The sequence below is a fragment of the Pseudomonas sp. EA_105y_Pfl2_R69 genome, assembly GCF_963970915.1.
GTDB lineage: Bacteria > Pseudomonadota > Gammaproteobacteria > Pseudomonadales > Pseudomonadaceae > Aquipseudomonas.
In genome coordinates, this window is the sequence record NZ_CAXAOO010000004.1 from 373,137 (window position 1) to 391,011 (window position 17,875).

Below are 17,875 nucleotides of genomic sequence, written 5' to 3' on the forward strand. Positions count from 1 at the left end.
GAGGCCTCGACGATCATGTTGTTCACTGCGGGCCAAGCCCTCAGTCCCCTGCCGAAAGATTGATGCGTTCGGCCACCCGCCCCGCCAGATCATCGGGGCGGAACTTGGCGAGAAAGTCATCCGCGCCTACCTTCTTGACCATGGCCTGGTTGAACACACCGGAAAGCGAAGTATGCAGGATGATGTGCAGCTTTTGCATGCGTGGATCGGCGCGGATCTCCGCGGTCAGGGTATAGCCATCCATCTCGGGCATCTCGATGTCGGAAATCAACATCAGGAATTCCTCCTCCGGCTTGCGCCCCTCCTCGACCATGGCCTTCAGGTAATCCAGCGCCTGACGGCCATCGTTGAGCGCCACCACCTCGACGCCCACAGTCTCCAGGCAACGGGTCACCTGCTTGCGCGCCACCGAGGAATCGTCGCAGGTCAGTACCCGCTTGCTGACAGCACGGGCCTGGGTCCGTGCATCGAGAATGCCTGCGGAGATCACCTCGGAGGTAGGTGCGACTTCGGCCAGCACCTTCTCGACATCGATGATCTCGACCATCTTGTCGTCCAGATGGGTCACGGCGGTCAGATAGTGATCCCGTCCAGTGCCCTTGGGTGGCGGATGAATCGCCTCCCAGTTCATGTTGACGATGCGTTCGACCGACTGCACCAAAAAGCCCTGAACCTTGGTGTTGTACTCGGTGATGATCACGAAACTGCTGCCGATATTCTCCAGCGGAGCGCTACCGGTCGCCATGGACAGGTCGAGGATGGGGATGGTGCCGCCACGGATATTGGCCACACCGCGAACCACCGGGCTGGATTTGGGCATGATGGTGAGTTTCGGGCACTGCAGCACCTCTTTCACCTTGAACACGTTGATCCCGTACAACTGGTTGCCGTTAAGACGAAACAGCAGCAGTTCCAAACGATTCTGCCCAACCAACTGAGTTCGCTGGTTAACCGAATCCATCACACCGGCCATACCCAAACTCCTTATTTGAGTAACAGGTTTTTGTCAGCGTAGCAGGCGGCACGCGCCTTGCTACCAAACGCATATGAACACAGAAACGACAACTATCCGACACTTACTGGCAAACTGCCGCTACTGGCTGGCAGTTTTACCTGCTTTGCTGGCGCTCGGCTATGGCCCCCCGGTTTCGGCGGCGACCATGCGTACCGATGACCTTATCGGCGCAAGCGAGACCTTTCTTGAGCAGGCGGTGGGCGATTATCTCCAACGTAGCAACATAGCCGGCCGTCACGAGATCCAGATCAACCGGCTCGACCCGCGGCTGCGCCTGCCGCTGTGCGATCAGGACCTGACCACCAGCCTGGAAAGCCCGGCGCAGCCCATAGGCCGCGTCACCCTGCGGGTACGTTGCGATGGCAGCTCGCCCTGGACGGTTTTCGTCCCCGGGCAGGTGCGCCTATACCGTGAAGTCGTCACCGCCAACCGCCCGCTCAAGCGCGACAATGTCGTGACGGAAATGGATGTCAGCCTGGCCGAGCGCGATATCGGCCTGCTCAACCAAGGCTACCTGACCAGCCTGCAACAAGCTCTCGGCAAAAAATTGACGCGGGCCTTACTGCCCGACCAGGTATTGGCCCCCGTGCACGTCCAGCAGGCCGAGGTTATCCGCAAGGGCGACCAGGTGATAATCAGCGCTCGCAGCGGCGGCATCAGCGTACGCATGCCCGGTGAAGCCCTGTCGGACGGGGCCCTGGGCAAACAGATCAGCGTGCGCAACCAGCGCTCCAAGCGGGTGGTCAAGGCCCGGATCACAGGGCCTGGGCAGGTTGAAGTGGCCATGTAGGCATGATTCTTGTTTAGACTATGCCTAACGATTTTCCACAAGGTGTTTTAGACTCATGCCTGACGCAGATTTTTTCTAAAGTTCTATTGGCTGGTGCCGATAAGCAAGGCAAGCGTCCAAACACTGTTCGAGGTTTTGCATCATGGTCATCGACTTTAACCGGCCCAATAATGCCGCCACCCCCGCCAACTCGGGGCGTACCGGCAGTGCCCAGTCCGGTGGACAGAATGAAGCCATCACGGCCAAGCAGACCACCAGCGTGCCCGCACCCGCCGAGCAGGCCCAGGCCAGCAAAAGCGGTGAATCGGTGCAACTCAGCCGTGAAGCACAACAGCTGCAGAAGATCGGCGAGAAGCTGCGCGACCAGCCGATTGTCGACAAGGAGCGCGTCGCCCAGCTTAAACAGGCCATCGCCGACGGCAGCTACCAGGTCGACAGCCAGCGTGTGGCCAGCAAGCTGCTGAATTTCGAATCCCAGCGTTAGCCCCAGGGCTACGCTGGGGGTAATGGTCGCCCGCCAGATCATCGACGGCCGCAGCGCCCCGAGTGATCCGCCACCCCCAAGAGCCCGCCATGCACGACATCACCCTGCTTGAGCTATTCACCGACGATATCGGCACCGCCGAGCGTTTGCTTGAATTGATCGAACACGAATTCCAGGCCCTCGGCGAGCGCGACCTGCCGCGCCTGCAGAGCCTGCTGACGGAAAAGCAACCGCTGCTCGGCCTCCTCGAAGAGCATGGCCGAACCCGCAGCCAGCTGTTGCTTGACGCCCACCTCAGCGCCGACCGCGCCGGCCTGCAGGCGCTGGCCGCGCACTCCAGTCAGGGTGCACTGCTGCTCGAACGCGGCGACCAGCTGAGCGCCCTGCTCGAGCGCTGCCAACAGGCCAACCTGCGCAATGGCCGCCTGATCCGCGCCAGCCAGGCATCAACCAGCAGCATGCTGGGCATCCTGCGCGGCAACGAAACCCCCGGCCTCTATGACAGCCGTGGCGCTGCCGCTAGAATTGGCCAACAGCGTCCTCTAAGCCAGGCCTGATACCTATAACAAAGCACAGGGACATGCTGCCATATTGACAGTATGCTGGTGCTCAAGCTTTTGCCCGGAGAGTTACGGACCGTGTCCAATCCTTTTAGCCAGGAAGAGGGCCCGCAACCGCCTAAGGTGCTCAAGGCACCCGTGGAAATAGTTGCCAACCTGCGCCTACTGCAACAAAACCACGACCCACTGATCATCACCTTCCAGGAACGCAGCCAACGCTTCCAGAGCTATGTGATCGAGGTCGATCGCGACAAGCGGCTAGTGATCCTGGATGAAATGATTCCCCGCGATGGCGAACGCTTCCTGCTCAACGGCGAGGCGTTCCGCATCGAAGCCTTCCACGAAGGCGTGCGCGTGGCCTGGGAGTGCGAACAGGATGTGCGCATCACCGAACATGAAGGGGCACGCTGCTATCTCAGCCCGCTGCCCAGCGAAGTACTCTACCACCAGCGCCGTAGCGCCTTCAGGGCCCCTCTCAAGCAGACCGAACTGATCAAGATCGAACTGGCTGGCGACAAGCTGCGCACCGCCCTGAGCGGACAACTGCTGGATATTTCCGCAACCGGCTGCAAATTGCGCGTCCCCGGCAATGTCACCGCCAGCCTGCAGACCGGACAGGTCTACGAACGCTTTACCGTACAGTTTCCCTTTGGGGCCATGACTTCGGCCCTGGAACTGCGCCACACCCAGTATGACGAAAAGCTCGATATCACCTTTATTGGCGCGCGCTTCCACCGCATGAGCGGGCTCGAGCAGCGCCAGGTCGAACGCTTCGTCTACCAGCTGCAGCGCGAGGCTCGTCGCTTCGAAAGCGATGGGTTGTTCTAGATCTTGATGCCCAGCGCCGCCAGGCGCGGCAGGTCTTCGGGACGGTCGACGTCCCACAGGGTGGGCAGCAGGTGATGGCTCCAGTCCAGTTGCAGCAAGCGTTCCTGGGTCATCGACAAAACCTGCTCCGTGCCCCAGGGCATATCGCTGAACAGCGATGAGGTGATGCAGCGCAACCCCAGCAGCACATAACCGCCATCCTCGGCCGGACCGATGACCACCGACTGTTTCTGCAGAGCCGCACAGGCACTGCCCAGATAACCGCCATCCAGCGCCGGACAGTCATTGCCGATCAGGATCACCCCGTCGCTGTCCGCCAGCCCCAGGGCGGCGATGCGCCGCATGCGCTCGCCGAGATCCCCCGCAGGCTGCTCGACCAGGGTCCAGCCCAACTCTTCGGCCAAGGCCTGCAGAGGCCTATCGGCCTCATCGTCGAGCCACAGGAAGCGCTCGCTGAAACCCTCCCCGGGCAGTTGCAGGGCGCGTTCCAGCAGCAGCCGTTGCAGATCGCACGCGCCCTCCCTGCCCAGCGCCGGAATCAGCCGCGTCTTCACCCGCCCCGGTACGGGCGCGCGCGCCAGCATGTGCAGGGAAATCGACAGACTCATGGTGGTGTTCCTCGTTGATACTGGCGCGCCAGCTTCTCCGGGCTGACCCCGCAGTAGTAAGCCAGGCGCAAACGCCACATAAGCAACAAGGTACGCCAAATTCCCTGCTGCTCCCAGCGCCGACTCGAGGTGGTCAGGGCCGGGCGCAGACAGCACGGCCAGGCCAGGCGCTTGAGCCGGCGGCAGAGCTCCAGGTCTTCCATCAGGGGAATATCGGCATAGCCGCCGAGCGCCTCGAAGGTCGCCCGGGCGACAAAGATCCCCTGATCGCCCGAGGCGATGCCGCTCAGGCGCGAACGCAGGCTGATCATGCCGCCGATCAACCTGAACATCGGGCCACGCGCGGACAGGCGCACATCGAAACGCCCCCACAGCGGACGCTCGATCAAGACATCGAGCAGATGCCGAATGGCTTCGGGGCTGACCCGGGTATCGGCATGCACAAACCACAGGTAGTCGCCAGCCGCGGCGGCGGCCCCGGCATTCATCTGCCGCGACCGCCCGGCGGCGCAACTGAGCAACTGATCGACATGGCCGGCGGCCAGCTCAAGGCTGGCGTCGCTGCTGCCGCCATCGACCAGCAGCAACTCGGCCCCGGCCTCGCGCAAGGCCGCCAGATCGGCCAACAGCAGGGGCAAGGCCTGGGCCTCGTTGCGAGCCGGGATAATCACGCTCAGCAGCGGGTTCATGGCCGCGCCTCGACCTCAGCGCCCCGGGCCTCGGCCTTATCGTCCGCCGGCTGTTCGCTATCGTGCATCTGTTCGTGCACCACCTGCTCATCGACCCGCGGATCGAGCGCCGCAGTCAGGGGCGAGCTGGTCGTACTGTCGGGCATCGGAATATGGTGCAGCGGTGCATCCTCGACCTGATGCAGGTGGGTGACCCGCTCCGGCCGCACGCGGACAACCAGGATCATCGCGCAGGCACAGACGAAGGCGTAGAGCATATTGGCACCGAGAAAACGCATCAGCACGCCCGCCAGCAGCGGGCCGACACTGGCTCCCACGCCGAAGGTCACCAACAGCATGGCCGTCAGCGACACCCGGCGCTCGCCCTCGACATGGTCATTGGCCAGGGCCACCGCCAGAGGATAAAGGCTGAATTGCAGGGCGCAGACCAGAAAGCCCACGGCAAACAGCAGCGCCAGTGTCGCCTCCGTCAGTAGCGCCAGCGGCAAGGCGGCCAGCACCAGCAAGGCCGCACAGCCACGGATCAACTGAACGCGATCATAGCGGTCCGACAGCCAGCCCAGCGGCCACTGCACCAGCAGCCCCGCGAGGATGCTGAAGCCCATAAACAGGCCGACCTGCTCGGTGGACAGCCCCATGCGCGTGCCATAGAGCGGAGCCAGGCCATAGAAGGCCCCGATCAACAAGCCGGCCACGGCAATGGTGGTCAGCGACAGCGGCACCCGCCCGATAAAGAAACGCAACTCCAGTGGGGCCGGATGCAGGGGGGACGGGTGCAGCTTGTGGGTCAGGGCCACGGGCACCAGGCACAGGGCGAAGCACAGCGCCACCAGCATCAGCAGCTCCAGACCCAGCGCGGGATGCACCACCAGCACCAACTGGCCCAGGATCAGGCCCAGGTAGGAGGCCGCCATATAACCGGCGAACACCTGGCCGCGCTGGTTGATATCGGCCTGCTCATTGAGCCAGCTCTCGATCACCATGTACTGGCACATCATGCACAGGCCAAACAGCATCCGCAGCAGCAGCCAGGCCGGCAGCCAGTCGCTCAGGCCATGGCCGAGCACCGTCGCCGTAACCACGCCGGCGCAGGCCACATAGGCGCGAATATGACCCACCCGCGCGATCAACCGATGCCCCAACTTGCCGCCCAACACCAGCCCCAGGTAGTTCGCCGTCATCAAGGCCCCCACCCACAAACCGTCGGCGGTTTGCGACAGGCGCAACCCCAGGTAAGTGCTGAGCAGGCCGGAACCGAGCAGCATCAACAGGCTGGCGAAATACAGCGAACGGAACGACTTGAGAATCAGACTCATAAGGCAGCACTTGGATCCGTTAAGGGCCGCCGAAAGCCTATCCGGCGGCAGAACATGGGCAGACGACCGAGTGGCTCAGCCGCGGGCCACCCGCCTATACCTGGGCGGCCAGCACCCGGCGCTCCCAGGGCGTGATCTCATCCTGGAAGCTCGCAAGCTCCAGGGCCTTGCTGGCCAGATAGCCGGCGATAAACTCCTCGCCGAACAACTCCCGCGCCAGATGGCTGCGCTTCAGACGCTCGATAGCGGCATGCAGGGTACAGGGTAGCGTCAATTCATCCGGCACTTCGAACTCCCCCTGAATCGGCGCACTGGGTTGCAGCTGCTGCTCGATCCCGTACAGACCTGCCGCCAGGCTGGCCGCCAGGGCCAGATAGGGATTGGCATCGGCACCCGGCAGACGGTTCTCCACCCGCCGCGCCACGGGCGCACTGGCTGGAATCCGCAGTCCGGCGGAGCGATTATCCTCGGACCAACAGGCATTGTTCGGCGAAGCAAAGGGATGGCACAGGCGCTGATAGGAATTCACATGGGGCGCGAACAGCAGGGTGAAATCCGCCAGAGCTGCCTGCTGACCGCCGATAAAGTGATAGAAGGCCGGCGTCGCCTGGCCATCGGCGGCGCTGAAGATATTCTGCCCACTGCCCTGCTCCACCACGCTCTGATGCAAATGCATGGAGCTGCCCGCCGTATGCGCCAGGGGCTTGGCCATGCACAGCACATTCAGGCCATGCTTGAGACCGACCTCCTTGAGCAGGTGCTTGAACAGAAAGGTCTGATCGGCCAGCAGCAGCGGGTCGCCGTGCAACAGGTTGATCTCGAACTGGCTGACGCCCATCTCGTGCATAAAGGTGTCGCGCGGCAGACCCAGGGCTGCCATGCAGGTGTAGACCTCGTTGAAGAAAGGCCGCAGACCGTTACCGGAGCTGACGCTAAAGGCTGCTGCGCCATCCTCGCGCCGACCATCCAGGCCCAGGGGCGGCTGAAATGGCTGGCGCGGATCGGCGTTGGGGGCGCAGACGAAGAACTCCAGCTCGGTCGCCACCACCGCCTGCCAGCCATGTTCGGCATAGCGAGCCAGTACGCGCTTGAGCAGGCCTCGGGTGGACAAGCCGGAGCTGCGCCCGTCCAGCTCATCGGCATCGCAGATCGCCAGCGCTCGCGGCGTGTCGCTCCAGGGCAGCCGGTAAACCTGCCCCGGCGCGGCGTTCAGGGCCAGATCGCCGTCGTCACTGCCATAGAAGCGCGCGGCCGGATAACCGCCCATGATGCATTGCAGCAGCACGCCACGGGCCAGCTGCAGACGCCGCCCCTCGAGAAAGCCCTCGGCGGTCATCACCTTGCCGCGCGGCACGCCATTGAGATCGGGGGTCACGCATTCAACTTGATCGATACCCCGCAGTAATTCGGCCATGGCGGTGCGGTTGAGGGCGTTCATCTGCTGTTGTCCTTATATGCGCAAGAGCCGTATGCGAACGGCGAGGCGTACAAAATACGCAGCGGCCGTTCAGTATTTCAAGCAAAGCCCCGAGTTCGATCAAACGTCGCCCTGTGCCCGAACCAACATATCAAATAATTAGATAATAAAGAGCCTACAAAAATAATCCATAACCCCGCACAAAAGAGCCGGACAAACAATCTGAAACACCTTTTCTAGAGCGGTAAAAACCCACTATCAAGCGCATCGATTATTACCATGCCCAGGCTCAACTTCTTCATCAATTTTTCATCAGTAATATGGGCTCCGTAGTCACTTACCGCCCTCACGAGGAGCCTGAACATGAAAAAGCAAATGATCACCGCACTGTTCCTGACCAGCCTGTCCGCTGGTGCATTCGCCCTGCCACAAGGCAGCCCACAACCCCTGCTTGGCGAAGCCCAGGACAGCAGCGTTAAAACGGTTATCGGTTTTGGCAGCACTCCGCTGGCCGAAGGTGGTGCCGAACGCCTGCAACAGCGTCTGCGTATCGCCGCTGACGGCTCCGACCGGGTAGGTCCTGACCGTCTCGCCGAAGGTGGTGCCGAGCGTCTGCAACAGCGCCTGCGTATCGCCGAAGACGGTGCCGACCGGGTAGGTCCTAATCGTCTCGCCGAGGGTGGTGCTGAGCGCCTGCAACAGCGTCTGCGTATCGCCGAAGACGGAGCCGATCGGGTAAGCCCTAATCGCCTGGCCGAAGGTGGGGCCGAGCGCCTGCAACAGCGCCTGCGTGTCGCCGAAGACGGAGCCGATCGGGTCGGTCCCAACCGCCTCGCCGAAGGCGGTGCCGAGCGCCTGCAACAGCGCCTGCGTATCGCGGCAGACGGTGCCGACCGGGTAGGTCCTGACCGCCTCGCCGAAGGTGGTGCCGAGCGCACCCCGGGGCAGCGCATTGGCTAACCCCCGGGCTACAGATACATCCCCAGCAAAGGTGCCCAAAACGGGCACCTTTGGCGTATCTGGAGGCTTACTCCAGCTGCGCCAGACGCTCCTCAAGGGCAGCCAGCCGAGCCTCCAGAGCGTCCAGACGGCTCTCGTACTGAGCACTGCTGCTGGCCCGAGCAGGCTCACTTGCCCGCGCCTCAATGGCCGCCTGCAGATCCGCCGGATCACCCAGCACATGCATATAGCGCTCTTCGCGCTGCCCCGCCTGGCGCGGTAACTGGCAAACCAGGCCGCGACTGATCAGGCGCTCCAGATTGTGCTGCACCTGCTCGGCCTCCTCAAAGTCATGCATGCGACTACTGCGCGTCAGCAGCTCATTGACCGTCTGCGGGCCCCGCAGCAACAGCAGACCGATCAATATCTGCTGGGCCGCAATCAACTCCAGGCCCTTGTCGGCGCGATGCTCCCAGCGATCGGCGCGGCTGCCCATCACCAGCCGCGCCAAGCCGCGGCCTTCGAGGCTGCGCAGGGCCTGACCGACCTGACCGGGGCTCAGGTTCAGCACCGGCTCGCGACTGGTCTTCTGGTTGCACGCCAACACCAGCGCATTGAGGGTCAGGGGATAGGCCTCCGGGGTAGTGGCCTGCTTTTCGATCAGGCATCCCAGGGTTCTGGCTTCGACTGCTGTCAGGGGCACACCGTCTGATTCGTTAACGCTTTCACTGGACATGACAACCTCATTTACATGGACGTGGTACCAGGGGCTGTTGCCGTATCAATGGGCGCGCGAATAAAACGGCAACAGCCCCTAGCCTAGCCTGACTGACCGCGGCTTGATATCAGCGCCAGCGGCAACGGCCGAAATCGCCCGCCCAGCTGCCAGTCCGGGTGCATAACGCCCGCGAACAAAACACTGTGCTAAAGTCGCGCGCTATTTTTTGCCGCGGAGCCCTGGCCCCGGCAAAGGCCTGACCCACCGCCACGCAGCCAACGCATCCGGGCGTACCCGCTACGCCACAGAAGAGATTGCCGGCTCACCCGCACATTATTGAGATGCATGCCATGACTGCTGCCCAACGCCCACTCTTGCAGATATTCAACCGCACCAGTCTGGTGCTACAGATCTTTATCGGCCTACTCGCCGGCATCGCCCTGGCCCTGTTCTTGCCCGAAGCGGCAAGCCGCGTCAGCTTCCTCGGCACGGTGTTCGTTTCGGCCCTGAAAGCCGTGGCTCCGGTGCTGGTGTTTATCCTGGTCACCGCCTCGATTGCCAACCACCAACGCGACCAGCAAACCCATATCCGGCCGATTCTGCTGCTCTACCTGTTCGGCACCTTCAGCGCCGCCCTGATTGCCGTCAGCGCCAGTTTCATCTTCCCCTCGAGCCTTACCCTGGTCAGCAACAGCGCCGACCTGACGCCCCCCGGCGGTATCAGCGAGGTGCTGCAGACCCTGCTGCTCAATGTGGTCGACAACCCGGTCAATGCGCTGCTCAGGGGCAACTTTATCGGCATCCTGGCCTGGGCCATCGGCCTAGGCCTGGCCTTCCGCCATGCCAGCCCGAGCAGCAAGCTGATGCTCGCCGACCTTTCCACCGGGGTCACCGCCATCGTCAAGCTGGTAATCCGTCTGGCTCCCCTGGGGATCTTCGGCCTGGTGGCCGCAACCCTGGCCGAATCGGGCATGGCGGCGCTGCTCGACTACCTGCACCTGCTGCTGGTGCTGGTCGGCTGCATGCTGTTCGTCGCCCTGGTGGTCAACCCGGCCATCGTCTTCTTCAAGCTGCGGCGCAACCCCTACCCACTGGTTTTCACCTGCCTGCGCGAAAGCGGCCTGACCGCCTTCTTCACCCGCAGCTCGGCGGCCAATATCCCGGTCAACCTGCAGCTGTGCCAGCGCCTGGGCCTGCATGAGGAAACCTATTCGGTGTCGATCCCCCTGGGGGCCACCATCAATATGGCCGGGGCAGCCATCACCATCAGCGTGCTGACCCTGGCCGCAGTGCATACCCTGGGTATCGCCGTGGACCTGCCCACCGCCCTGCTGCTCAGCCTGCTGGCCTCGATCAGCGCCTGCGGGGCCTCGGGCGTGGCCGGCGGCTCGCTGCTGCTGATCCCCCTGGCGTGCAGCCTGTTCGGCATCCCCAACGAGGTGGCCATGCAGGTGGTGGCGGTCGGCTTTATCATCGGCATCGTCCAGGATTCGGCGGAAACTGCGCTGAACTCCTCCACCGACGCACTGTTTACCGCCGCGGCCTGTATCAGCGAGGAGCAGCGCCAGGCCTGACAGGCCGCTGCAACGAAAAAAGGCTTACGCAGTGCGTAAGCCTTTTTATGACCTGCCGTCGCGGTGCGACGTTGAAGATTGCTCTCGGCAATGTTCTAGGTTTGGCGTCCCCTGCTGGAATCGAACCAGCATCTAGCCCTTAGGAGGGGCTTGTTCTATCCGTTGAACTAAGGGGACCTGTTCTGGGCCGGTTGCACAAGCCACCAGCCGGGCCGCATCTTAGCGAGCCTGCGCGGTTTTGTCATGCCGCTGCCATCAAGCCTTGGCCATACTTCTGCTGGATCAGCACGGAGATCGCCATGAAACCGCTCAAGCCCTCGCCAGACTCGCCTTTCGCCACCCTCAGTCTGCGCGCCGCCAGCGTCGCCGACGCAACCGCCCTGGCCGCATTGCTGCAGCAACTGGCCCCACAAGAACCGCGCACCGACGCCAAGCTGCTGGCCTTGCGCCTGGCCGAGCTGCCGGCCAGCCGCGCGGTGCTGGTGGCCGAGCGCAATGGCAAGCTGCTGGGCACCTGCACGGTCAATCTGATCGAACACCTGGCGCACAACTTCGCCCGTTCGGCGATCCTCGAGGATGTGGTGGTGGATGCCGACGCCCGCGGCCTGGGTATCGGCCAGGCGCTGCTGGGCAAAGCCGTGGAGCGCGCGCGCGGCTGGGGTTGCTACAAGCTGGCGCTGTCCAGCAACCAGAGCCGCGAGGCCGCCCATCGCTTCTATGAGCAACAGGGCTTTCAGCTGCATGGCGTCAGCCTGGCGCTAACGCTGGACTGAAAGCCCGTGATGGATAAGCTGCGCATCATCCACCCTACGCCAAGCCGGGTAGGGTGGAAAACCGCGCAGCGTTTTCCACCGAGCATTTACCGACTCAGAACAGCCCGAGGGTATGCAGAAACACGATCAGAATGCCCAGCGGCGTCAGCCAGCGCAGCAGCAGCCACCACAAGCCGAACAACTGCGGATGCTCGACACCCAGGGCCTCCTGCACGGCCTTGCGGCTTAACGCCCAACCGGTAAACAGCACGGTACCCAGCCCGCCCAGAGGCATCATCAGGTTGGTGGTCAGGTAGTCCAGGCTGTCGAAGAAGGTCTTGCCGAACAGGGTGATCTCGCTCCAGGCATTGAAGGAAAACACCGTCCCCAGACTCAGCAGCCACAGCGCCACGCCGCTCAGCAGCACCGCCTTGAAACGGCTGATGCCGAACTTCTCCGACAGCCAGGCGATGGTCGGCTCGCTGAGGGAGATCGCCGACGTCAGGGCGGCAATCGCCAGCATGATAAAGAACAACCCGCCGACCAGCTGACCCAGGGGCATCTGGCCGAAGGCGATCGGCAGGGTGACGAAGATCAGCCCCGGCCCGGCACCTGGCTCCAGACCATTGGCGAACACCAGCGGAAAGATCGCCAGACCCGCCAGCAACGCCACCAGCGTATCGGCCAGGGCCACCATCAGCGAGGTGCGGGCAATCGAGGTACCGGCGGGCAGGTAGGAGCCGTAGACCATCATCGCGCCGCTGGCCAGGCTCAGGGTGAAGAAGGCATGCCCCAAGGCTACCAGTACTCCGGTGCCGCTAAGCTTGCTGAAGTCGGCGTCGAAGAGAAAATGCACGGCCTGCATAAAATGCCCGGTGGTGGCGGCATAGCCCACCAGCACCAACAACAGAACGAACAGCCCGGGCATCAGAAAGCGCAACGAACGCTCCAGGCCCTCGCGCACGCCCAGGCCAACGATGCCCAGGGTCAAGATCAGCACTAGGGTGCCGTAACCGGCCAGCTTCCAGGGGTCCGCCAGCAACGCGCCGAACAACGCGCCGCTGCTCTCGCCATCCAGGCCGGCAAAGCCACCGCTGAGCGCCGCCGGTGCATAGGCCAGGGCCCAGCCGGCCACCACCGCATAGAAACTCAGGATCAGAAAGCCGGTCAGCACTGCCACGGTCCCCAGCCAGCGCCAGTGCCGGCTTGCGCCGGCGGCCTTGGCCAATAGCGCAAACGCCCCTTCCGGGTTGGCCCGGCCGCGACGGCCGATCATCACCTCGGCCATCAGCAGCGGAATGCCGATCACCAGGATGCAGGCCAGGTAGACCAGAACGAAGGCACCGCCACCGTTCTCCCCGGTGATATAGGGAAACTTCCAGATATTGCCCAGCCCTACAGCCGAGCCCGTGGCGGCGAGAAAGAATACCCAGCGCGACGACCATAGGCCGCGCGCGCCTGAACTGCTGTTGCCGTCGACACTGCTGGTGGCGGCGATACTGTCTTGACTCATCGATCATGCCCTCTTGTTGTTGTAATGGCTGACATCGGCTGGTGCGCTTTACTCACCGCCGTTGAGGCGTTCCAGGGCCAAGCGGTCGGCGATCTGGGTGGTGCTGCAGCCGTCGGCCGCGGCCCGCTGGAAGATCTGCTGCAGGGTGTCGCCTATGCCTTCGATATGCGCCTTGAGCTGCGCGGCGCTGCCGCCGGTGCGCTCGTAGCAGACATCGATAATGCCGCCGGCGTTGATCGCGTAATCCGGCGCGTACAGACACTCGTTGCGGCGCAGGGTTTCCGCCAGGCTGGCATCGGCCAACTGGTTGTTGGCGGCCCCGGCGATAATCGGCGCACGCAGGGTCTCCAGGGTTTGCAGGTTGATGATGCCGCCCATGGCGCAGGGCGCGAAAACATCCACCTCCAGGGCGAAAATCTCCTGCTGCGTCACGGCGGTTGCGCCCAGCTGCTCCACCGCGCGGCGCACATTGGCCGGAACTATGTCGGTGACCCACAACTCGGCCCCTGCCTCCTTGAGGTGCCGCGCCAGGCTGAAGCCGACCTGGCCCACGCCCTGGATCGCCACCCTCAGGCCGCGCAGGTCGTCACGCCCCAGGCGGTGTTTGACCGCCGCCTGGATGCCGATAAACACCCCATAAGCCGTGGAGGGCGAAGGGTCGCCATTGCGCAAGCCACCCTCAAAGCCTTCGCGCTGTCCGGCCCCGGCCACATGGCGAGTGCGCTCGGCCATGATCTGCATCTCGGCGACCCCAGTGCCGGAGTCCGCCGCGGTGATATAGCGCCCGCCCAGGCTGTCGACGAAATCGCCCATGGCCTGGAACAGCGCGGCGCTCTTGCCGCTATGCGGGTCGCCGATGATCACTGCCTTGCCGCCACCGAGCGGCAGCCGGGCGAGTGCCGACTTGTAACTCATGCCGCGCGACAGGCGCAGCACATCGCGCAGCGCTTCATCGTCATTGGCGTAGGGCCACATGCGGCAACCGCCGAGGGCCGGGCCGAGGTTGCTGTTGTGAATGGCGATAATCGCCTTCAGGCCGCTGGCCTGGTCGTGGCCATAGACCACCTGTTCGTGGTGGTCGAAATCGATATGGGAAAACACGGACATGCTGTACCTCGGTTTTTTTCTTGTAAGAAGCCGCCCTCTTCCAGTGAAGGGAGAGGGTCAGCGCTATAAGTGACGGCTGGTGTTAAGCAGCGGGTTCGAACAATTGCACCGCAGCAATCTCGCTGACGACCATGCGCGCCTTGAGCTGGCTGCTCTGCTCGCGCACCTTGGCCAGGCTGCGTTCCTTGACGTGACCATAGCCGCGGATCTGCTCCGGCAGCTCGGCCAGGGCCAGCGCCGTGCGGTAGTTGTCGGCGTTGAGTTCCTTGAGCAGGTACTTGAGGTTCTGCTCGTAGTCGTCGATCAACTGCAGCTCAAGCCGGCGTTCGACGCTGTAGCCGAACAGGTCCAGCGGCGTGCCGCGGAGGAACTTGAACCTGGCCAGTACACCAAACGCCTTGAGCATCCAGGCACCAAACTGACGCTTGCGCGGCTCGCCGGTGCTGGCATCCGGCTTGCTCAGCCAGGACGGTGCCAGATGGAACTCCAGACGGTAATCACCGCTGAACTGCACCTCCAGCTGACGGATAAAACTGCCATCGCTGTACAGCCGCGCCACTTCGTACTCGTCCTTGTAGGCCAGGAGCTTGAAGTAGTAACGCGCCACGGCCTTGCTCAACGCCTGGTCGGCGCTGTTGTCGACCTGCTGCATCCGCGCCACCTGCTCACGATAGCGCTCGGCGTAGGCCGCGTTCTGGTAGGCGGTCAGGCGCACCACGCGGTCGGCGACTATTTCTTCCAGGGTCTGGCAGTGGGCGGCTTCGATCACCTCAGGCTTGGCCAGACGTTCCACCGAGGCCGCATCATGGGCGGCGCGACGGCCCCAGAGAAATGCCTGCTGATTAAGCTGCACGGCCACGCCGTTAAGCTCGATGGCCTTGTTGATGGCTTCGGCGGAAACCGGCACCAGGCCCTTCTGGTAAGCGAAACCGAGCATAAACAGGTTGGTGGCGATGCTGTCGCCAAGCAGGCGGGTGGCCAGGCGGCTGGCGTCGACGAAGTGGGTCTTGCTCGCACCCACCGCTTCGATCAGCGCCTCGCGCATGGCCGCACCGGGTACCTGGGCATCCGGGTTGCGGGTGAATTCGGCGGTGGCGGCTTCATGGCTGTTGACCACCGCATGGGCGATCTTGTCATTGAGCTTGGCCAGGGCCTCTTCGCTGGCGGCCACCACCAGATCGCAGCCGAGCAGCAGGTCGGTTTCACCGGCAGCGATGCGCACGGCAAAGATGTCGTCCTGCTTGGCGGCGACGCGGATATGGGTGATCACCGGGCCGAACTTCTGCGCCAGGCCAGCCTGATCCAGCACGCTACAGCCCTTGCCCTCGATATGCGCAGCCATGCCCAGCAGCGCTCCGACGGTGGTGACGCCGCTACCGCCAACACCCGGCAGAAGGATGTTCCACGGCCGCTCCAGGGTCGGCTGCTTGGGCTCCGGCAGGGCGATAAACAGCGCGCTCAAACCCACGGCTTCCGGCTTGCGCAGGCTGCCGCCGTGTACGGTGACAAAGCTTGGACAGAAGCCATCCACACAGCTGAAATCCTTGTTGCAGGAGTTCTGATCGATCTCGCGCTTGCGCCCCAGTTCGGTTTCCAGCGGCAGCACCGACAGGCAGTTGGACTTGACGCTGCAATCGCCGCAACCCTCGCACACCGCCGGGTTGATAAAGGCGCGTTTCTGCGGGTCGACCAGCTTGCCGCGCTTGCGCCGACGACGCTTCTCGGTGGCGCAGGTCTGGTCGTAGATGAGCACCGAGCAGCCCTTGAACTCGCGCAGCTCACGCTGCACGGCATCCAGCTCGCTGCGGTGATGGAAGGTCACGATAGGCGCGAAGGTCTCGCGGCTCGGGTATTTCTCCGGCTCATCGCTGACCAGGGCGATGCGTTTGACGCCCTCTGCGAATACCTGCTGGCTCAGTTGATCGACGCGCAGCTCGCCGTCGATCGGCTGGCCACCGGTCATAGCCACCGCGTCGTTATAAAGAATTTTGTAGGTGATATTGACCCCGGCGGCGACTGCCGCACGCAGGGCCAGTTGGCCGGAATGGAAGTAGGTACCGTCGCCAAGGTTCTGGAAGATGTGCGGGGTGTCGGTGAACGGTGCCTGGCCGATCCAGGTCGCACCCTCGCCACCCATCTGGGTAAAGGTGTCGGTGTTGCGGTCCATCCACTGGGTCATGTAATGGCAGCCGATGCCGCCCTGGGCGCGACTGCCTTCCGGCAGTTTGGTCGAGGTGTTGTGCGGGCAGCCGGAGCAGAAATGCGGGGTACGTACGGTGCTGTGCTTGGGCGCGGCCAGGGACGCTTCCTTGGCGGCGAGAAAGGCCAGACGCTCCTCGATCTGCGGGCTGCTGTAGATCGGCGCGAGGCGCTTGGCGATGGCGCGAGCAATCATCGCCGGGGTCAGTTCGGAGAGGTTCGGCAAAAGCGAGTGGCCCGCCTCGTCGAACTCGCCGACCACCACCGGGCGCTTGCCCACCGGCCAGTTGTACAGCTGGCCGGTCAGCTGGTCTTCAATAATGCCGCGCTTCTCCTCGACCACCAGAATCTCGTCCAGCCCTTCGGCGAACTCGTGCACCGAGACCGGCTCCAGCGGCCAACTCATGCCAACCTTGAACACGCGCAAGCCAACCTCGGCGCACAGCGCTTCATCCAGACCGAGGTCATCCAGGGCCTGGCGCACGTCCAGATAGGACTTACCGGTGGTGATAATGCCCAGGCGCGGGTTGGCCGAGTCGAGCTTGATCTGGTTGAGGTTATTGGCCAGCGCAAAGGCACGCGCCGCGTAGATCTTGTAAGTGTTGAGGCGCGCCTCCTGAGCCAGGGGCGGGTCGGGCCAGCGGATATACACGCCGTCCTGCGGCAGTTCGAAGTCCTCGGGAATTTTCACCTCGATGCGCAGCGGATCGACCTCCACCACCGCCGAGGAGTCGACGTTTTCGGCGATGGTTTTCAGCGCCACCCAGCAACCGCTGTAGCGCGACAGCTCCCAGCCGATGATGCCGTAGTCGAGGATTTCCTGGACGTTGGCCGGATTGAGCACCGGAATCGAAGCAGCGATAAATGCATGCTCGCTCTGGTTGGCGATACTCGAAGACTTGCAGCCATGGTCGTCGCCGGCCAGCAGCAGTACGCCGCCATGCTCGGAGACCCCGGCCGAGTTGCCGTGCTTGAACACGTCGCCGCAGCGGTCGACGCCCGGGCCCTTGCCGTACCACATGGCGAACACGCCGTCGTAACGCGCACCGGGGAACAGGCTGGTCTGCTGGCTGCCCCACACCGAGGTGGCGGCCAACTCTTCGTTGACGCCCGGCTGGAAGTGGATGTGATTCTCTTTGAGGTACTGCTTGGCGTCCCACAGGCTCTTGTCGAGGTTGCCCAGCGGTGAGCCACGGTAGCCGGAAATAAAGCACGCGGTATTCAGGCCATGGGCGGCGTCGCGTTGCTTCTGCAGCATGGGTAGGCGGGTCAGCGCCTGGGTGCCGGTGAGGTACAGATGACCAGTGGCAAGGCGGTACTTGTCATCCAGGCGGATCTCGGCCAGAGACATGCGGTCGCTCCTTTT

The 17,875-nt window shown here is 63.4% G+C and carries 15 protein-coding genes, 1 tRNA gene and 1 pseudogene; 7 read left to right on the forward strand and 10 right to left on the reverse strand.

Annotated features, from left to right (window positions below; genetic code table 11):
- Nucleotides 1–40: 40 nt before the first annotated feature.
- Nucleotides 41–973 carry a chemotaxis protein CheV gene (locus tag AACY13_RS13830; protein WP_339462156.1) on the reverse strand — a complete coding sequence of 311 codons (933 nt, stop codon included), beginning with the start codon at nucleotides 971–973 and terminating at the stop codon, nucleotides 41–43.
- A 73-nt stretch (nucleotides 974–1,046) separates the two neighbouring features.
- On the opposite strand from AACY13_RS13830, the gene flgA reads away from it, so the two are divergent.
- The 4 genes from flgA (at nucleotide 1,047) to AACY13_RS13850 (ending at nucleotide 3,677) form a co-directional block, all read left to right on the forward strand.
- Nucleotides 1,047–1,805 (forward strand): flagellar basal body P-ring formation chaperone FlgA, encoded by a 759-nt coding sequence (gene flgA, locus AACY13_RS13835; RefSeq protein ID WP_339462157.1) that lies wholly within the window; start codon nucleotides 1,047–1,049, stop codon nucleotides 1,803–1,805.
- A gap of 142 nt (nucleotides 1,806–1,947) precedes the next feature.
- Nucleotides 1,948–2,289 (forward strand): flagellar biosynthesis anti-sigma factor FlgM, encoded by a 342-nt coding sequence (gene flgM, locus AACY13_RS13840; RefSeq protein ID WP_339462158.1) that lies wholly within the window; start codon nucleotides 1,948–1,950, stop codon nucleotides 2,287–2,289.
- An 89-nt stretch (nucleotides 2,290–2,378) separates the two neighbouring features.
- Nucleotides 2,379–2,846: a flagella synthesis protein FlgN gene (locus AACY13_RS13845; RefSeq protein WP_339462159.1), complete on the forward strand. Its 468-nt coding sequence runs from the start codon at nucleotides 2,379–2,381 to the stop codon at nucleotides 2,844–2,846.
- A gap of 42 nt (nucleotides 2,847–2,888) precedes the next feature.
- Nucleotides 2,889–3,677, forward strand: a complete 789-nt coding sequence (locus AACY13_RS13850; protein WP_445262578.1) for a flagellar brake protein — start codon at nucleotides 2,889–2,891, stop codon at nucleotides 3,675–3,677.
- Here the strand turns inward: AACY13_RS13850 and AACY13_RS13855 are convergent.
- The 4 genes from AACY13_RS13855 to AACY13_RS13870 form a co-directional block, all read right to left on the reverse strand.
- The gene (locus AACY13_RS13855) at nucleotides 3,674–4,285 is read right to left on the reverse strand and encodes a TIGR04282 family arsenosugar biosynthesis glycosyltransferase (protein WP_339462161.1); all 612 of its coding nucleotides are present in this window, start codon (nucleotides 4,283–4,285) and stop codon (nucleotides 3,674–3,676) included. The two genes, AACY13_RS13850 and AACY13_RS13855, sit on opposite strands and share 4 nt — an antisense overlap.
- Complete coding sequence (locus tag AACY13_RS13860; protein ID WP_339462162.1) at nucleotides 4,282–4,974, reverse strand: TIGR04283 family arsenosugar biosynthesis glycosyltransferase; 693 nt, start codon at nucleotides 4,972–4,974, stop codon at nucleotides 4,282–4,284. Before AACY13_RS13860 ends, AACY13_RS13855 begins: the two co-directional genes overlap by 4 nt.
- Nucleotides 4,971–6,290 carry an MFS transporter gene (locus AACY13_RS13865; RefSeq protein WP_339462163.1) on the reverse strand — a complete coding sequence of 440 codons (1,320 nt, stop codon included), beginning with the start codon at nucleotides 6,288–6,290 and terminating at the stop codon, nucleotides 4,971–4,973. The genes AACY13_RS13860 and AACY13_RS13865 overlap by 4 nt, the downstream gene beginning before the upstream one ends.
- A 94-nt stretch (nucleotides 6,291–6,384) precedes the next feature.
- A complete protein-coding gene (locus AACY13_RS13870; RefSeq protein WP_339462352.1) occupies nucleotides 6,385–7,626 on the reverse strand; it encodes a glutamine synthetase family protein in 1,242 nt (413 codons plus the stop codon).
- A gap of 444 nt (nucleotides 7,627–8,070) precedes the next feature.
- Between AACY13_RS13870 and AACY13_RS13875 the strand changes: the two genes are divergently transcribed.
- Entirely contained in the window at nucleotides 8,071–8,667 is a 597-nt protein-coding gene (locus AACY13_RS13875; protein ID WP_339462164.1) for a phage infection protein, read from the forward strand.
- A 67-nt stretch (nucleotides 8,668–8,734) separates the two neighbouring features.
- Here the strand turns inward: AACY13_RS13875 and AACY13_RS13880 are convergent, their stop codons facing one another.
- On the reverse strand, nucleotides 8,735–9,382 hold the full coding sequence (locus AACY13_RS13880; protein WP_339462165.1) for a YceH family protein: 648 nt from the start codon (nucleotides 9,380–9,382) through the stop codon (nucleotides 8,735–8,737).
- A gap of 332 nt (nucleotides 9,383–9,714) precedes the next feature.
- On the opposite strand from AACY13_RS13880, the gene sstT reads away from it, so the two are divergent.
- Entirely contained in the window at nucleotides 9,715–10,938 is a 1,224-nt protein-coding gene (sstT, locus tag AACY13_RS13885) for a serine/threonine transporter SstT (protein WP_339462166.1), read from the forward strand.
- Between the two features lie 102 nt (nucleotides 10,939–11,040).
- Here the strand turns inward: sstT and AACY13_RS13890 are convergent.
- Nucleotides 11,041–11,115, reverse strand: a tRNA-Arg gene (locus AACY13_RS13890).
- Nucleotides 11,116–11,237: 122 nt separating this feature from the next.
- On the opposite strand from AACY13_RS13890, the gene AACY13_RS13895 reads away from it, so the two are divergent.
- Nucleotides 11,238–11,711: a GNAT family N-acetyltransferase gene (locus tag AACY13_RS13895; protein ID WP_339462167.1), complete on the forward strand. Its 474-nt coding sequence runs from the start codon at nucleotides 11,238–11,240 to the stop codon at nucleotides 11,709–11,711.
- Between the two features lie 94 nt (nucleotides 11,712–11,805).
- On the opposite strand, the gene AACY13_RS13900 is transcribed toward AACY13_RS13895, so the two are convergent.
- From AACY13_RS13900 to AACY13_RS13910, 3 genes and pseudogenes are all read right to left on the reverse strand, one after another.
- Nucleotides 11,806–13,203 carry a sodium-dependent transporter gene (locus tag AACY13_RS13900; RefSeq protein WP_339462168.1) on the reverse strand — a complete coding sequence of 466 codons (1,398 nt, stop codon included), beginning with the start codon at nucleotides 13,201–13,203 and terminating at the stop codon, nucleotides 11,806–11,808.
- Between the two features lie 48 nt (nucleotides 13,204–13,251).
- Nucleotides 13,252–14,310 (reverse strand): Glu/Leu/Phe/Val dehydrogenase dimerization domain-containing protein, encoded by a 1,059-nt coding sequence (locus AACY13_RS13905; protein WP_339462169.1) that lies wholly within the window; start codon nucleotides 14,308–14,310, stop codon nucleotides 13,252–13,254.
- A 180-nt stretch (nucleotides 14,311–14,490) separates the two neighbouring features.
- Nucleotides 14,491–17,860: pseudogene (locus tag AACY13_RS13910) on the reverse strand (indolepyruvate ferredoxin oxidoreductase family protein); the annotation flags it as partial.
- Nucleotides 17,861–17,875: the final 15 nt, after the last annotated feature.

Excerpts from the sequence above, each read along its gene's own strand:
- AACY13_RS13830 (WP_339462156.1), bottom strand. The coding sequence starts at position 973 with ATGGCCGGTGTGATGGATTCGGTTAACCAGCGAACTCAGTTGGTTGGG.
- flgA (WP_339462157.1), top strand. The coding sequence starts at position 1,047 with ATGAACACAGAAACGACAACTATCCGACACTTACTGGCAAACTGCCGC.
- flgM (WP_339462158.1), top strand. The coding sequence starts at position 1,948 with ATGGTCATCGACTTTAACCGGCCCAATAATGCCGCCACCCCCGCCAAC.
- AACY13_RS13845 (WP_339462159.1), top strand. The coding sequence starts at position 2,379 with ATGCACGACATCACCCTGCTTGAGCTATTCACCGACGATATCGGCACC.
- AACY13_RS13850 (WP_445262578.1), top strand. The coding sequence starts at position 2,889 with ATGCTGGTGCTCAAGCTTTTGCCCGGAGAGTTACGGACCGTGTCCAAT.
- AACY13_RS13855 (WP_339462161.1), bottom strand. The coding sequence starts at position 4,285 with ATGAGTCTGTCGATTTCCCTGCACATGCTGGCGCGCGCGCCCGTACCG.
- AACY13_RS13860 (WP_339462162.1), bottom strand. The coding sequence starts at position 4,974 with ATGAACCCGCTGCTGAGCGTGATTATCCCGGCTCGCAACGAGGCCCAG.
- AACY13_RS13865 (WP_339462163.1), bottom strand. The coding sequence starts at position 6,290 with ATGAGTCTGATTCTCAAGTCGTTCCGTTCGCTGTATTTCGCCAGCCTG.
- AACY13_RS13870 (WP_339462352.1), bottom strand. The coding sequence starts at position 7,626 with ATGACCGCCGAGGGCTTTCTCGAGGGGCGGCGTCTGCAGCTGGCCCGT.
- AACY13_RS13875 (WP_339462164.1), top strand. The coding sequence starts at position 8,071 with ATGAAAAAGCAAATGATCACCGCACTGTTCCTGACCAGCCTGTCCGCT.
- AACY13_RS13880 (WP_339462165.1), bottom strand. The coding sequence starts at position 9,382 with ATGTCCAGTGAAAGCGTTAACGAATCAGACGGTGTGCCCCTGACAGCA.
- sstT (WP_339462166.1), top strand. The coding sequence starts at position 9,715 with ATGACTGCTGCCCAACGCCCACTCTTGCAGATATTCAACCGCACCAGT.
- AACY13_RS13895 (WP_339462167.1), top strand. The coding sequence starts at position 11,238 with ATGAAACCGCTCAAGCCCTCGCCAGACTCGCCTTTCGCCACCCTCAGT.
- AACY13_RS13900 (WP_339462168.1), bottom strand. The coding sequence starts at position 13,203 with ATGAGTCAAGACAGTATCGCCGCCACCAGCAGTGTCGACGGCAACAGC.
- AACY13_RS13905 (WP_339462169.1), bottom strand. The coding sequence starts at position 14,310 with ATGTCCGTGTTTTCCCATATCGATTTCGACCACCACGAACAGGTGGTC.